The sequence below is a fragment of the uncultured Cocleimonas sp. genome (assembly GCF_947495625.1).
GTDB lineage: Bacteria > Pseudomonadota > Gammaproteobacteria > Thiotrichales > Thiotrichaceae > Cocleimonas.
This window is the reverse complement of record NZ_CANLZW010000037.1, coordinates 33861-48995: the sequence shown is the minus strand read 5'-3', so window position 1 is coordinate 48995 and position 15135 is coordinate 33861. Positions and strand designations below refer to the sequence as shown.

9 protein-coding genes are annotated in these 15135 nt (G+C 39.2%); 4 read left to right on the top strand and 5 right to left on the bottom strand.

All coding sequences use genetic code 11. The features are described from left to right. The 4 genes from Q1A31_RS17570 to Q1A31_RS17555 form a co-directional block, all read left to right on the top strand. Positions 1-2739 (top strand): hypothetical protein (locus Q1A31_RS17570; RefSeq protein WP_299879847.1); only part of this gene is annotated, 2739 nt, incomplete at its 5' end. Positions 2740-2755: 16 nt separating this feature from the next. After that, entirely contained in the window at positions 2756-3313 is a 558-nt protein-coding gene (locus Q1A31_RS17565) for an ATP/GTP-binding protein (RefSeq protein WP_299879844.1), read from the top strand. After that, positions 3313-3951 (top strand): hypothetical protein, encoded by a 639-nt coding sequence (locus Q1A31_RS17560; protein ID WP_299879842.1) that lies wholly within the window; start codon positions 3313-3315, stop codon positions 3949-3951. The genes Q1A31_RS17565 and Q1A31_RS17560 overlap by 1 nt, the downstream gene beginning before the upstream one ends. Before the next feature lie 165 nt (positions 3952-4116). Continuing rightward, the gene (locus Q1A31_RS17555; RefSeq protein WP_299879839.1) at positions 4117-4482 is read left to right on the top strand and encodes a roadblock/LC7 domain-containing protein; all 366 of its coding nucleotides are present in this window, start codon (positions 4117-4119) and stop codon (positions 4480-4482) included. Between the two features lie 167 nt (positions 4483-4649). Here Q1A31_RS17555 and hrpA read toward each other — a convergent pair whose 3' ends face one another. The 5 genes from hrpA to Q1A31_RS17530 form a co-directional block, all read right to left on the bottom strand. Next, positions 4650-8825, bottom strand: a complete 4176-nt coding sequence (gene hrpA / locus Q1A31_RS17550) for an ATP-dependent RNA helicase HrpA (protein ID WP_299879836.1) — start codon at positions 8823-8825, stop codon at positions 4650-4652. Between the two features lie 155 nt (positions 8826-8980). Further along, positions 8981-10231: a GGDEF domain-containing protein gene (locus Q1A31_RS17545; RefSeq protein WP_299879834.1), complete on the bottom strand. Its 1251-nt coding sequence runs from the start codon at positions 10229-10231 to the stop codon at positions 8981-8983. Between the two features lie 14 nt (positions 10232-10245). Continuing rightward, complete coding sequence (locus Q1A31_RS17540) at positions 10246-10944, bottom strand: SPOR domain-containing protein (protein WP_299879831.1); 699 nt, start codon at positions 10942-10944, stop codon at positions 10246-10248. Positions 10945-11117: 173 nt separating this feature from the next. Continuing rightward, on the bottom strand, positions 11118-13337 hold the full coding sequence (locus Q1A31_RS17535; RefSeq protein ID WP_299879828.1) for a primosomal protein N': 2220 nt from the start codon (positions 13335-13337) through the stop codon (positions 11118-11120). 418 nt (positions 13338-13755) lie between these two features. Next, positions 13756-15132: an NAD(P)(+) transhydrogenase (Re/Si-specific) subunit beta gene (locus Q1A31_RS17530; protein WP_299879824.1), complete on the bottom strand. Its 1377-nt coding sequence runs from the start codon at positions 15130-15132 to the stop codon at positions 13756-13758. Positions 15133-15135: the final 3 nt, after the last annotated feature.

The following is a 15135-nucleotide window of genomic DNA, read 5'->3' as shown; positions in this document are numbered from 1 at the left end:
GTTGAATCTGTTGAATCTGTTGAATCTGTTGAATCTGTTGAATCTGTTGAATCTGTTGAATCTGTTGAATCTGTTGAGTCTGTTGAATCTGTTGAGTCTGTTGAGTCTGTTGAGTCTGTTGAGTCTGTTGAGTCTGTTGAGTCTGTTGAGTCTGTTGAGTCTGTTCAAGATGAAATTCTTCTGGATATGGTTGAACAAGATGAAAGTGCTGTAGATTTAGCTCTGGATGTTTTTAAAGAACCTGAAGAAGAGACAGCAGAAAATTTACTCATCGAGTCATTAAAATTTGAAAATCAGGAAAGTAAATCAGAATTTAGTCCGCAAATTCAACCGCAAACACTATCGGTATCAAACGAACAACTAAAAAGTCGAAAATCAGAATCTATCTCCATTAAAGAACTAGCTATGACCGGTTCTGTCGCGGGTTTTGAATTCAACTCTCTTTTAGATAAAGATGCTGACACAGAGACTGAATCAGATAATGAAATATTAAATGATGCAGAACTTTTAAATTCTGACGAAGATGCACTTCAGGAGCTTGATGAAAGTTTTAATAATAAAGCAAGTGTCATTGTTGAAGACAGTATTGAAGATGCAGCGGATGAGAAAAATAAAACAATTGAAAAAGACGAAATAGATTTCGATATTTTCAACGAAGTTATTAAAGCGGGGGAAAAGCCTTTTGCGTCTGAAGATTCTTTATCTACTAAAGAGCCATCTTTTGAGGAAGAACTCTCGATTGCGGAGAACTCTTTCGATGAAAAGAAACCTGAAGTTAATGAGGCCATAAACAAAACTATAGAAATTTTAGAAAATTCTGATAGTGATGAAATAGACGCTTTATTAGCTTCACTGATTCAAGATGAAAGCGCTGAGCATCAAGAGATCTTGTCAGATGGGTTCGTTGACACTACAGATCTTGAAATTACTGCAGATAAATCAAATACAGAAACATCTACTGATTTAGATGCTTCGATAGAACTCATCAATTTAGAAACCAAGGACGAAGTTAGTCCAGAAAAACCAAAAGCCAAAAAAGAAGAGAGCTTTGAAGACAGCTTGCTAACCGTTGAAGAGTCTCTTTCTATTGCTGAAGAAGCTGAAATAACGAATGAAAAGGCTGATGACTCTTTTCTGGCTGATGACTCTTTACCAGTTAATGACTCTTTACCAGTTAATGACTCTCTATCCTTGGAAGCGCAATTATCATCTAAAAAACCTTCAATTAAAGAAGAATTATTAACAAAAGACGATACTAAAACGGACAAGAAGACTGTCGAAGTTAAGGATTTTCTTGCACATGATGATTCGATGGATATTGAAGAGCCATTTATCATAGAAGACACTTTACTGGCTCCCGAGTCATTAACAACTATTGATAATCTGACTATAGATTCAACAAGTGAAACCAAAAAAACAGAAACGCCTGATAAAAAATCTTTAATTATTGAAGATGTGTTGATGCAAGATGCTCCGGTTCTCGATCCAGATGAAGTAACGTTCGTAGAAACACTGGAAATAGAATCCAAAGATATCATTGCCGACATCCACACCATTGAAACAGAGACTCTCCCTCCCAGTGAAGAAGAGATGGAAGCAAAACTGGAACAGGATTTGTTTAATTTTGACCTGGAATCTTTACAGCTAGATGAATCTAAAAAGAAAGTTTCTATAGAAGATGATGGATCAGCGATCAATTTAATGGATGTTCATGTTGATGAATTAGATGAAGAAGATTTGCCTAATAACTTGAATATCAATATTGATGAAACCGTTAAAAAATCAGCAGCCAAGGCAGAAAAGACGCTTATAGATATTCAAATGGGTGAGATAACCGACATTGGATTGGCGACTGATGCATTAATCGGTAAAAAAGCAAAACCAAGTGAAGATAAAACTAAATCTGCAGAAACCGAACTTCAATCTTTATTAAACGAAATCAGACAAGAAGCTGATACAAAAACAAATACAGCTCAAACATCAAATATCGAAACTGACCAAACAAAAGCAGAGACACGCTGGACCCAGTTGTGTGGCTATAAAGAAAAAAACCTAAAGAACAAAGATCCAAAAGATGATTATTACAATCTTAATCAACATATGTTATCCATTTTACTCGATCAAATTGAAGTGGCCAAAGAACACAATGAAAAGATAATAAGACTTAAACATAATGACATCATGATTGTGATTAATGCTAAAGATGATTCGATCTATTGCAATTACCCAGTCGATAACGAAGCATTCGTTAACTTTTGCTTCAATACTGTAAATCCTGATAATTTTAAAATTCATGAATTAGATTACAGCGAAATCAAACTTTACCAAACTAAATCGATAGAGAATCCAAAGAATGCGCATTCGTTTGAAGCATTTATATGGACTGTTAGCTTGCTCACCTCTCGCGGTAGACTTTTAGCTCACACAGATCTTAAAAAGAAAATAGGCTTGAAAACCTGGCCTAACCTCACTCGAAATGAATCATTTCCACATGTCATGAATATTGCTGCTGTATTCAGCAAACATCCGGGCAGCCTGAGCGATATACCCAAGTGGTTGAATATACCTGAATGTTATGTATTTGCTTTTTACAATGCTGCAATGGCTTTAGATATGATCGAATTTAATAGCAGCAAACTTAAAACATCTAAGTTTGCTTTCAAATTGAATGCTTCTTCTAACGAGCAAAAGAAAGAACGTGGTTTCTTTGGAAGACTCCTTAAAAGATTAAAGTCTTAACTAGGTAATTACTGATATGTCTAAAACTAATACGGCTATTACAAACAAAAAAATAATATTTACTGGGCCAGTTGGCGCAGGAAAAACTACTGCGATTCAAACAATGAGTGACATTCCTATTGTCAGTACCAATGAAGAAGCCAGTGACATGACAAAAGATCGCAAACCACAAACAACGGTTGCGATGGACTACGGGCGCATCAATATTGGTAGCAAAGAAAAAATTCACTTATATGGAACACCCGGACAGGAACGTTTTAGTTTTATGTGGGATATTCTCACTAAAGGAGCGCTTGGTTTGATTTTGTTACTGGATAATTCCAGAGACAATCCTCAGCAAGACTTAAAATTTTATCTACATTCTTTTAGCAAATTCATTCAGCAGGGCGATTTAGTTATCGGCATAACCCGAATGGATGAGCAAAAAACACCAAGCATAGATGATTATAGACAGTGGCTTAGCGAGTTTTCTGTATCAGCACCTGTATTTACTGTTGATGCGCGTGAACGCCAAGATGTCTCATCATTAATACAAGCTTTACTTTATTCACTTGACCCAGGGATCGCGGCTTAATGAGTAGTTTTTCACTTAATAGTAATTTATACATCAACATAACACCGCGAGGTGCCTATTACGCAGTGCAAGATAATGCCAGTGATGTAACACGTAGCATCTTACTTAAGTTGCTGATGATGGACGATAGCCCAGAACTTACTGATAACTCAGTGATTGAGTTATGCGAGATGGAACTTGAAGATGCCTCGAATCTTATTCACAGAATGCAGACTTTAGGTTTAATTTCTGGCCAACAAGAAATCGAAACAGCGCCAGAAAAAAACCTGGAAGATGCACTTGAAGAATTACTTGGGGCGTTATCAGATTCTAAAAAGGTATTACTGGCTGAACACAGCGGACTTTACCTCGGTGCTTCTGGATTTCCACATGAGGCAGCAGAAGAGTTAGCGGCCATAAGCGCAAATCTTTCTGAGGTTTATCAAAGACATAAGCGATTATTACACGGTAACTTACGTTTCAACCAACACGCCTGGGGTTTGATTGATGCTGCTGGCAATAGCGAAGTAGGTTTCTGGCCTTTGTATATTGGTTTTAACCAATTTGCCTTAGTCATTCACGGCATGCCACAACTCAATAGACCTGCTTTCAAGCAACTTGTGTGGTCGCTGATGAGACGTTATGGGGCGACTACTTAACAATCAGATCAATTCAATAAACAAATACAATAGGCCGCACATAGCAGTCTATCGGACTAATAGGATTTATTTTACTAACTAATTTATAGTGTGCATGCAAGAGAACGATAAATTAAGCAATGACACATATAATAACAAATATAATATTTACGAGGGGTACACAACATGCGTTCTGAAATGCTTAGTTCAATATTGAGCGACTTAAACGGCTCAAGTGCTGATATTGAAGCATCTGCTGTTTTATCTACAGATGGTTTAATGATGGATTCACTACTTCCTTCGGGAATGGATGAAGACCGTGTCGGCGCAATGAGTGCAGCAATGTTATCACTCGGTGATCGAACCGCTGAAGAGTTAGCACGGGGTAAATTAGAACAAGTGCTAATCAAAGGCGATCATGGTTATATATTAATGACCTATGCGGGCCCTGAAGCAGTTGTCACAGTGTTAACAAAACCAGAAGCACGACTTGGATTAATCTTCCTTGATGTTAAACGTGCGGCAGACGCTATCCAGAAAATAGTTATGTAATAAACTACCAAATACAAAACAACTTATGTAAAAAAGCAGGCCTTCCCTCGCCTGCTTTTTTACGTTTGAATGTTAGCTTGTACATATAACTCGAACATATAATAAGGAAAAGTCACCCCCCTACTTTTGGGCACTTTTTTCAAGACCATTTACTTTGATTAAGCCTATTAAGAAAATTGGCTCTTTATTTCATTAAACCGTTTTCTAAGTCTTTTCTCAGATACCGGATATGCCGTTCCCAAATCCTGAGCAAATAAAGATACCCTGAACTCTTCAAGCATCCATCTAAATTCAACCAAGTCCTGACTTGATCCATGCTTTTTCAACAGTGCTTTATAATCATCCCACAGCGATTGTATCTGCAAACGTAAACCACGATCTTTATGCGCATCACCTGCCAGTTTATCTAAACGTTTTACAATGGCTTTGAGATAACGCGGATATTGACGAATTTCTTCTATATTAAGCGTATCAAGAAAACCTGGATAAACTAACGAATTGAGTTGGTCTGTCACATCATTCAGCGTCTCTAATAGACTGAAATCTATATTGCCTTTTAACTGCTTACGGATATCATGATTTAACGACAAAACCGTCAATAACTGCTGACACAACTCTTCTAAATTTTGTTTCAGTTTGGGTTCTTGAGTTTTTAATTGATCAGTAAACTGTTTCTCAGAAAGCTCACTGCCATGTTTTTTATCCAGCAATTCATTGGTAACAAACGTAAGCCTGAAAGTGTTCTCAATAATACTGTTAGTTAATTCATCACATTTTCCCGTTGATGCATAGAATAAACACATTTTCTGAATGTCTGGTATTTGCTTCGAAAGCTCTCTTTGCTTATCTTTGTATTCGAGAAGTATTAAACGTAATAAGCCACTTTGCTGTTGGGCTTTTTGCGGCGAATCAAACAACTTGATGTCTACCGAATCACCCTTGTCTACAAGCGCTGGCCACGCTTTAATTTTCATCCCGGAAACATCCATAACGACGCTTTCTGGAAGCGTATCAAAATCCCATTTTTCAATACCGCTTCGTTCTATCTTGCTGGTTGCTCCTTTAGCTTTAGTGACCACTTTTCCAGAGCCTTTATAGGCGACTGTTTTCTTTAGCTTTTCGATATTGCGACCAGACCCGATAACTTTACCGGCTTCATCCATCACTTCAAAACGCATCAGCATGTGATCACTAAACTGGTAGTTTTCGAGTAGTTCTTCGCTGATTCTGTGTCCAGTGATTCTATGCAACGCAGTACTGATTGCTCTCACTATGGACAATTTTTCCTGATCTTTCTCTGGCTTAGTTTCCTGTGCATTAATACTCGCGTTTAATGATTCTAAACAGGCTTTTGCATACTCAGGTGCGGGTACAAATTGCTTTCTGACTTGCTTGGGCAGGCTTCGGATAAATTCTGTGATTTTCTCTTCGAGCATACCGGGTACTAAATAATCAAAGTCCGAACTAGATAGTTGATTAAGCGCAGCCGCTGGAATTCTCACCGTAACACCATCATCACTTGCACCCGGCTCAAAATGATAGCTTAGCGGCAAAATCATATCCGCCACATCAAGATGGTCTGGATACAACTCACCGTGCACGTGAGAATCATCACGTTTCATTAAGTAATCGCGCGTAAGCTTTAAAGCGTCTTCATTACCTTTTTCGTAGCTCTTTCGCCACTTCTCAAACGCAGGTCCGTTGTAAATATTCTCTGGGATAATCTGGTCATAAAAATCGAACAGAATTTCTTCATCAACAAGAATATCTCGTCGACGCGATTTTGCTTCCAGATTTTCAACTTCTTCAATTAATTGTCGATTGTGTTTGAAGAATGCCGCATTACACGAATACTCCCCATAGACTAACGCATGACGAATAAATAACTGCCTAGAAATTACTGCATCTATGGGGCCGAAGCTGACGCGCTTCTTGGGTGTAATCGTCAACCCATATAAAGACGTTTTTTGATCGGCAACTACCTGTGCTGCTTTTTTCTCCCAACGTGGTTCGCTGTAATGGTGACTTAATAAATGTTTCGCTGAGTATTCCACCCACTCAGGCTGTATTTTGGCAACCGTTCTGGCGAAAAGGCGAGAGGTATCGACAATCTCAGCAGACATGATCCACTTTGGTGGCTTTTTATAAAGCGCAGACCCTGGAAAGACGAAAAACTTGCGGTTATTAACGCCCTGAAATTCGTTGTTATCTTCTTTGAAACCAATATTGCTCAGTAGCCCAGTTAACAGACTCTGATGGATGACGTTGTAACTTGCGCTGTACTTATCTTCGTCTTCATCAGCATTTTGTGTTTGTTTGTTTTTGACTGATTTATTATTTTTTTGATGCTTGCTTAATTGCTGAAGCTTCGCTTTTTTTGACCTGTCTGGTTTAGCTATATTTAAATCAGTTTCTTTCAGACTCATTTTGAGTTGTCGATACGTTTCGTTCCACTCACGTAAACGCATAAAAGATAAGAACTCTTTACGACAAAGCTTTCGTAATTGCCCCTGTGACAACTCACCATTTTTATCGTGATAGTAATCCCATAACTTTAGTAGGCTGATAAAATCAGAACTCTCATCCTTGAAGCGACTATGCTTTTGATCAGACGCCTGCTGCTTATCCATAGGGCGTTCTCGAACATCTTGTATCGACAAAGCACTAACTATCACTAGCACCTCTTGTAGTACACCCAACTCTTGAGCTGCCACTAACATTCTGCCCAATCTTGGATCGGTTGGAAGCCTTGCTAGCTTACGACCAACATCGGTGATTTTTATATGGTCACCTGTGCCTTTATTAACTGCCCCAAGTTCAAACAGCAGCTTGTAGCCATCACGAATCATGCCGGTGTCAGGCGCTTCTAAATAAGGGAAATCGTAAACATCCCCCAAATTAAGAGACGTTAATTGCAAGATCACAGAAGCAAGATTGGTACGTTGAATTTCTGGCAGGGTAAACTCTGGCCTTGATTCAAAATCATCTTCTGAATAGAGTCTGATAGCGATACCACTACTGGTACGCCCACAACGCCCTGAGCGCTGATTTGCGGATGCTTGCGACACTTTCTCTATTGGAAGTCTTTGAACACGTGAGCGCCACGAATAACGCGATATACGAGCCATTCCGGCATCAATCACGTATTTAATACCCGGTACAGTCAACGAAGTCTCAGCAACGTTGGTTGCAAGTACGATTCTACGAGCACCCGTAGGATGGAATATCTTATTTTGCTCAGCCGCTGACAATCGAGCAAATAACGGCAGTATCTCAACACTGGCTTTGTGATGCTTGGTTAATGCTTCGGTTGTTTGTCGAATTTCTCGTTCGCCAGACAAGAAGATTAAAATCCCACCGGGCTTCTCTAACATCAGCTCATCGGTCGCATCGACAATTGCTTGTAGCATGTCTTTTTCTTTAGCTTCTTCCTGATTCTCCTCATCACTTTTTGAATTAGATTTCTTTACATCAGGAATTAACGGATTGTAACGAATTTCAACGGGGAAGGTTCTACCAGACACATTGATAATCGGTGCATCACCATCTTCTTTACCGGTGAAGTTAAAATGCTTTGCAAAGCGCTCAGGATCAATTGTTGCTGAAGTAATAATGATTTTTAGATCTTTACGACGTGGCAATAACCAGCGTAAATAACCCAGCAGAAAATCAATATTGAGACTTCGCTCGTGAGCCTCATCAATAATCAAGGTATCGTACTGATTAAGATAGCGATCATTACGAATTTCAGCCAGCAGAATGCCATCTGTCATCAATTTAACGTAACTGTCATCTTGCAGCTGATCATGAAAACGAACTTTGTAACCAATTACCGAGCCTAATTCAGTTTTTAGCTCTTCGGCAATACGAGCAGCAACGCTTCTTGCTGCAATTCGGCGTGGTTGAGTATGTCCAATAATTCCATCGATACCTCGCCCAAGTTCCAGACACATTTTTGGTAACTGGGTCGTTTTACCCGAACCTGTCTCACCACAAATGATAGTGACTTGATTTTCTTTGATGGTCTTTATTATTTCATCGCGACGTTCTGCAACCGGTAATTCTTCTGGATAATCTACTTTTGGTAAACGTTGTAGACGAAGTTTTCTTTTTTCTATGGAAGTATTGATATCGGCTTCTAACTTTTTCAAACGAGAATCGTAAGATTTATCACCGGCCTTTAATCTAGATAATTGTCTGATTTTATTAGACAGGAAAAAACGCTGAGACCCTCGGCACTTGCTGAGTAAATCAAACAGATGTTTTTGCATGGCACGACGCTGTGCTCCACTCGATTGCTCTTTTTTTGAGTGATTTGACTTAGACTGTTCAGAGGATTTCATATCAGGTCGCAACAGATCTTTTCTGCGATAAATTGCATATTGAGTGGCAATATCCTGTTCGCAAGAAAAAGGGCTAAAAGTGGGGGGGTGACTTTAAGATTAAACATTACAGTGATTTTAACAAAAACTTGATGTTTTCGTTAGAGAAGATCTGATTAAGCGATCGGAATATTTTCTTCTTTCTGCTTTTGCAACACTTTGGACATTTTTTGATCGCCACATCCCTGTTCTGAAATCTGGTTTCTACCCTGTTCTTTGGATACATACAAAGCGTTATCAGAAGCCGTTAGCAACATGGCTGGGAAGGTAACCTTCTGCTCTTCATCTGGCGTATTACCTGTGAAGTCCCAAACTGGTTTACAACACGAAACACCAACACTAATAGTGACAATACCGAATTCAGACTTTGAGTGTTCAATTTTCAGTGATTCTATCTTCTTACGCAATCGCTCAGCGAGCATTGCTGCATTTTCCTGAGATGTAACCGGTAGTAATACTGCAAATTCTTCACCACCATAACGTGATGCCAAATCAGCGGGACGGTGTGAAACAGATTCCAATGCTTTAGCAATTTGCTGCAAACATCTGTCACCTGCTTGATGACCATAGGTATCGTTATACTTTTTGAAATGATCGACATCTATCAACAATAAAGAGATAGGTGTTTGCTCACGCATTGCTCTGCGCCATTCCACTTTAAACTTTCTGTCAAAATGTCTACGGTTGGCAATACCCGTTAATTGATCTGTATCTGCCAGCGCTTGCAATGCTATTTGCGCATTTTGTAATTCAAATAAAAGGCTGTAGATGTAACCTGAAACTAAAACCAATGTACCTGCCATTACAATTATCGAAAGGGCAAATAAGTCATGTCCAATATCTTTACTCAGGAAAAGTAACAGCGTGGTGGGTACTAATGTAACGATTATCTGAAAGTAGTAGGCAATTCTTGATGCAGCTAATGTGGGGATTGCAGAGAGTAATACACTGAAGAGTATAAAAACCAATAAACCTAGATGGGCTAAATCATTAGGGAAAAACACAATTCCAGTCAAACCCCAGATAGTGCTCAATAAGGTTGTGAAAAAGACGTGTCTATTAGCCCAACTGGTTAATTCTTGCTGTGTATATTGACGTTTTGGCTTGAAGCTTTTACCCATCAAATATCTGACAAGGCTAACTGTGACAACGAGGCCAAACCAGATTAAAAGAGAAACCTGTTTATTTGAAAAATGTAACCAGAAAAAAACTAACAATACACCTGCAAGTAAGATATTACTCCAGATGCCGAGCGTTTTATTTTTGTACAGGTACTCGATTTGTCCCTGCATTAAGCTTGCCGCTTCAGCTTTATCCTGACTCGTGTCTAAAGCAGTATTTTCCAAAACTGATTCAACCTTTGCCAAAACTCACTCCAAACTTATCTAACTGAGATAACGAGGGGTTTATGCCCTAATTTTTCAGCGGTAAGTTTCCAATTATCAACACTCATCTGATCAACTGGACCAGCTACGACACGGTACCAATATCTACCTTTAACTTTCTTCTTTTGTACGTAAGCATCAATACCTTGGTTGTTTAAACGTCCACGGGTTTTGTCTGCCATGCTCTCTTTTTTAAAGGATGCTACTTGTAACAAATAATCACCGATATTATGAGTTTCTGCCTGAGCCTCTTCATGAGTGGTATCAACTTGAGCAACTAATTCAGCTTGTGGCTGAGCATTAAGATCTTCTACCTTATTGACAACCTGCTTGCGCGTATCGATTGGGCGAGAAGAGTTTACTGGCACATCAAGTGTTGGCAAAACGGCATAGTAACTAAATTTGCTTTCATTACTTTGTTTTGCTTTAGCTGGCTCAATTCTATTTGCAGGAGGTATTGTTCGTTGTGAGAAGTTATTCAGCGATGGCGCAGACTTATCTGCTGACTGAGTACTCTCTATTTTCTTTTGCAAAGAATCAACTATTCGAATTCTTGAATCTTTATCGTTTGAAAAGTAGTACATCCCCATACCTACTAACAAACCAAGAACGATTCCTGAGAACATCCAGATAATACCGCTTCCGCCCACGAATCCTGTGTCCAGTGATTCGCTTTGCTTAAAATCCTTATACATTTAATTCACTCTTTAGCTTTTAAAAGCCAGCTATAATTATTTAAATTCTTTTTAGAGCAAGAAATCCCCAGCATCAATAATGCCATTATTTTCGTACACTTACAAGAACCTTCTCATGAGACTTGGCAGTAAAAAACTTGCATTTACTACGTTTTTATCTGTTTTTTACAATTTTATAAAAAATCTACCGGGTCAACATCTATCATCCAGCGAACACCACCCGTTTTTCTAATTTTGCTAATAATACTCAATACACTATGTAAAAAACCATGTAAATCTCCTCTTTTTTCAGCAGAGATTAATAGTTGAAAACGGTATCTTTTTGCCCTTCTCGCTAAGGGAGAAGGCATGGGTCCAAGCAGCATGACTTTTTCACTGTTAATCGCTGCTAAGTCGGCACCTAAGGTACTAATAAAATTATGCGCGAGCTGTAAATCCAGAGCGTTAACCCGAACTAGTGCCTGACACCCTAGGGGTGGGTAGTTCCATAGCTTTCTTTCGTTCAATATTTGTTGTGCTGTACTTGCATAGCCTTGTGATAATAAACTCAACAACATAGGATGTTGTGGTTGAGATGTTTGCAATATTACTTTGCCTTTTGCCTCTCCTCTACCTGCTCGTCCAGCGACTTGCAAAACCTGCTGGGCTAACCGCTCATGAGCGCGATAGTCCATGCTAAACAAGGCCTGATCCACATCCAGAATGCCAACCAGAGTCAGTTTTGGAAAATCATGTCCCTTAGTTAACATTTGAGTACCAATCAATATTACTGGCTCTCCACTATTAACCAGCTCTAGCTTTTCTTCTAATGAGCCTTTTCTTGAGGTGCTATCACGATCAATCCTTATAACCGGAGTTTCTGGAAAATGCGTATTGAGGACTTCTTCGATACGCTCTGTGCCTTGACCTTGTGTTGTTAGTTTCGTGCTGCTGCAATCAGGGCAAGTGGATTTTACACGCTCTTCATAGCCACAATGATGACAGATGATCTTGCCCATCGATGCATGGTAAGTCATACCCATATCACAATGGCTACAAACAGCATGCCAACCACAATCCTGGCACATCAAAACTGGGGCAAAGCCACGCCGATTTAAAAACAACATGACCTGATTGTTATTATCCAGATGCTGTCTAATATCAGTCATCATCAAACTACTAATACCGGCATCCAACGGTAACGTGCGAATATCCTGCAATGCGATATCTGGAGGATTACTAGCACCCGGCCGATTATTTAATCGCAAATAGTGATAGCGTTCTTTCTCTACATTATATAAAGATTCCAAAGATGGAGTAGCGCTGCCAAGTAATATAGGAATACTTAGATCATGAGCGCGCTTAATCGCCATATCACGACCTTGATACAGGAAACCTTCCTGTTGCTTGAACGAAGCATCATGCTCTTCATCTATCAGGATCATTCCAGGATTTAGAAGCGGCGTGAACACAGCGGAGCGAGTGCCTATTACAATATCGATACTGCCTGATTTTGCCCCCAACCAGACCCTAGTACGCTCTCCATCAGCTAGACCGGAATGCAAACAATCAATATTACTATCAGGAAAATATTGCCTAAATCGAGAAAGCAATTGGGGAGTCAAACCAATCTCAGGGATTAGCACTAGCACCTGTTTTTTAGCTTTTAATATTGGAGCTATGACACTCAGATAGACTTCTGTTTTTCCGCTACCGGTAATGCCATGGAGTAAAATAGGAAGCAGTTTAGGTTCTTTAAAGTGTGTATCAATATCTGTTAAACATTGCTGCTGCTCTTCGGTTAAATGATGTGGAGGATTTACTGAGAATACATGATTAGCAGGAGTAGTTATTTTTTGTGGATCTATTTCTTCAATCGTAACTAACTCTTTTTTGATTAGTTCACGTGACGTACTTCTCCAGTTATCCCCTAACAATTGCTTAAGGCCATTTGCGTCCGCCCCTACCTTCTGAATCACATAATCAAGCATGGCCTGTTGTTTAGGCGCTCTTTTTAATTCACCCTCAAGCAACTCCAAACCTGCTTTTGTAACATTCCAGATTTCTATTTTGGGAACGTTTTTACCTTTCCTGAGATCGACAGGTAATGCGTGGAATAACACTTCACCCAACGGGTGAAAATAGTAACTACTCGACCAGTGCAGCAAACTCAGTAATTTCTCATCAATGAGAGGAGATTGATCTAATATTTCAATAATAGGTTTCAGTGTTTTAAATTCACTCTCTACACCAGTCTCTACAACGATTCCTGTGATGACAGAGTTTCCAAGCGACACTCTAACTCGACAACCTGGTTCAGGATGAAGTTCAGAATCACATGAGTAATCCAGAAGCATGTATAAAGGCCTCTGAATTGCTACTCGGACGACATTAGTAAAACTCTCTTGTGACAAACAAAGATCCTAGCTTGGGATTTAAAGGAATAGTTTTAAACTATTTTTAAATGAAAAAAATAATAGACTAAGATTGAATCATAAATGAAATCATAAAATAGAATGATAGTTAATCTTTTTAAGTGTATTTTTTAAAATTATAAAAACCCTGTGGATAACTTTGTGGATAAAGGCCAGCTTTTGAAGGTAAAAATCCCATTAACTACAACGATTACTAATCATAAGAATATTAGAAAAAACTAATAATTATTTAATATCAATAAGTTAGATTATTTGAACTACGTTCAAACTTTTATCAAAAAATATTTAGTCCAAGTGTCTCTTAACTGTGCATAACAAACAAAATAAAAGCCTCTTTTGCAAGAGGCTTTTATGACATATACTCTCTAATATTTAAATATTAGAGATCAGAAAACGGCTAAAGTTCTTTAATATTTGATACCAATTCACTGGCTACTGCTTGACCATCTCCGTATAACATACGTGTGTTATCTGCAAAAAACAGATGGTTTTCAATACCCGAGAATCCAGCTCCTTTACCACGTTTGACCACAATGACATTCTTGGCGTAATCAGCATTTAAGATAGGCATGCCATAAATTGGACTGTTAGCATCAGTTCTTGCGGCAGGGTTAACAACATCATTTGCACCAATAACTAACACCACATCAGTTGTCGCAAACTCGTCATTAATCTCATCAAGATCATAAATAATATCGTAAGGTACTCCAGCTTCTGCCAATAGTACATTCATGTGTCCAGGCATACGTCCAGCAACAGGATGAATAGCGAACTTTACACTAACGCCTCTTTCCTGAAGTTGCTTAGTCATTTCCCAAACTTTGTGCTGAGCCTGCGCAACCGCCATGCCATAACCTGGAATTACAATTACTTTCTCTGCAAATGCCATCATTACAGCAACGTCCGTACTGTCTATTTCTTTCATACTGCCAGAAACGTCAGAAGACTCGCCACTTCCGCCATCACCAAAGTTACTGAAAAGAACATTCGTGATCGGGCGATTCATCGCTTTTGCCATTAACTGAGTGAGCAGAGTACCTGCAGAACCTACGACGATACCTGCTATCATCATTGCCGGATTTTCCAGCACAAATCCTTCAAAGCCCACAGCCAGGCCAGTTAAAGCATTGTATAAAGAAATCACCACTGGCATATCAGCGCCGCCAATAGGCACTGTCATCAACACACCAAAAACTAGCGCTAGAACAAAGAAAATAGCAAGCGAACTCATTTCATATTGAGTGCCGCTAAGTATGATGGCAAGGCCAAACGTTAAGGTAATGACAAAGACCAATGCATTCATCCATTGTTGCATCGGAAAGCGAATAACACCCTTCATAATTCCTTGAAGCTTAAAGAAAGCAATCAAAGAGCCAGAAAATGCCACAGTTCCTATCAACGCACCTACAACGGCTAACGTCTGCACAGTCAAACTCATAGGTTGTTGCTGAATAAGTACAACTGCAGCTATAGCTGCTGCTGCTCCACCACCCATACCGTTATATAACGCGATCATTTGCGGCATATCAGTCATCGCAACTTTCTTGCCACTGACATAAGCAATAATTCCACCTATGGCGATAGCCACGGTCATCAAAATATAATTGTGATTTATTTCATGATGGAAATAAGTGATTAGAGTAGCAAGAACCATACCCACACCGGCCCAGACAATACCTCTTCGGGCAGTAACCGGAGAGCTCATCTGTTTCAATCCAAGAATGAATAACAATGCACCCAGGAAGTAAGTTGCTTGGATAACAAGATCTGGCATGAC

Coding starts and splice junctions, on each gene's coding strand:
- Q1A31_RS17565 (WP_299879844.1), top strand. CDS start 2,756: ATGTCTAAAACTAATACGGCTATTACAAACAAAAAAATAATATTTACT.
- Q1A31_RS17560 (WP_299879842.1), top strand. CDS start 3,313: ATGAGTAGTTTTTCACTTAATAGTAATTTATACATCAACATAACACCG.
- Q1A31_RS17555 (WP_299879839.1), top strand. CDS start 4,117: ATGCGTTCTGAAATGCTTAGTTCAATATTGAGCGACTTAAACGGCTCA.
- hrpA (WP_299879836.1), bottom strand. CDS start 8,825: ATGAAATCCTCTGAACAGTCTAAGTCAAATCACTCAAAAAAAGAGCAA.
- Q1A31_RS17540 (WP_299879831.1), bottom strand. CDS start 10,944: ATGTATAAGGATTTTAAGCAAAGCGAATCACTGGACACAGGATTCGTG.
- Q1A31_RS17530 (WP_299879824.1), bottom strand. CDS start 15,132: ATGCCAGATCTTGTTATCCAAGCAACTTACTTCCTGGGTGCATTGTTA.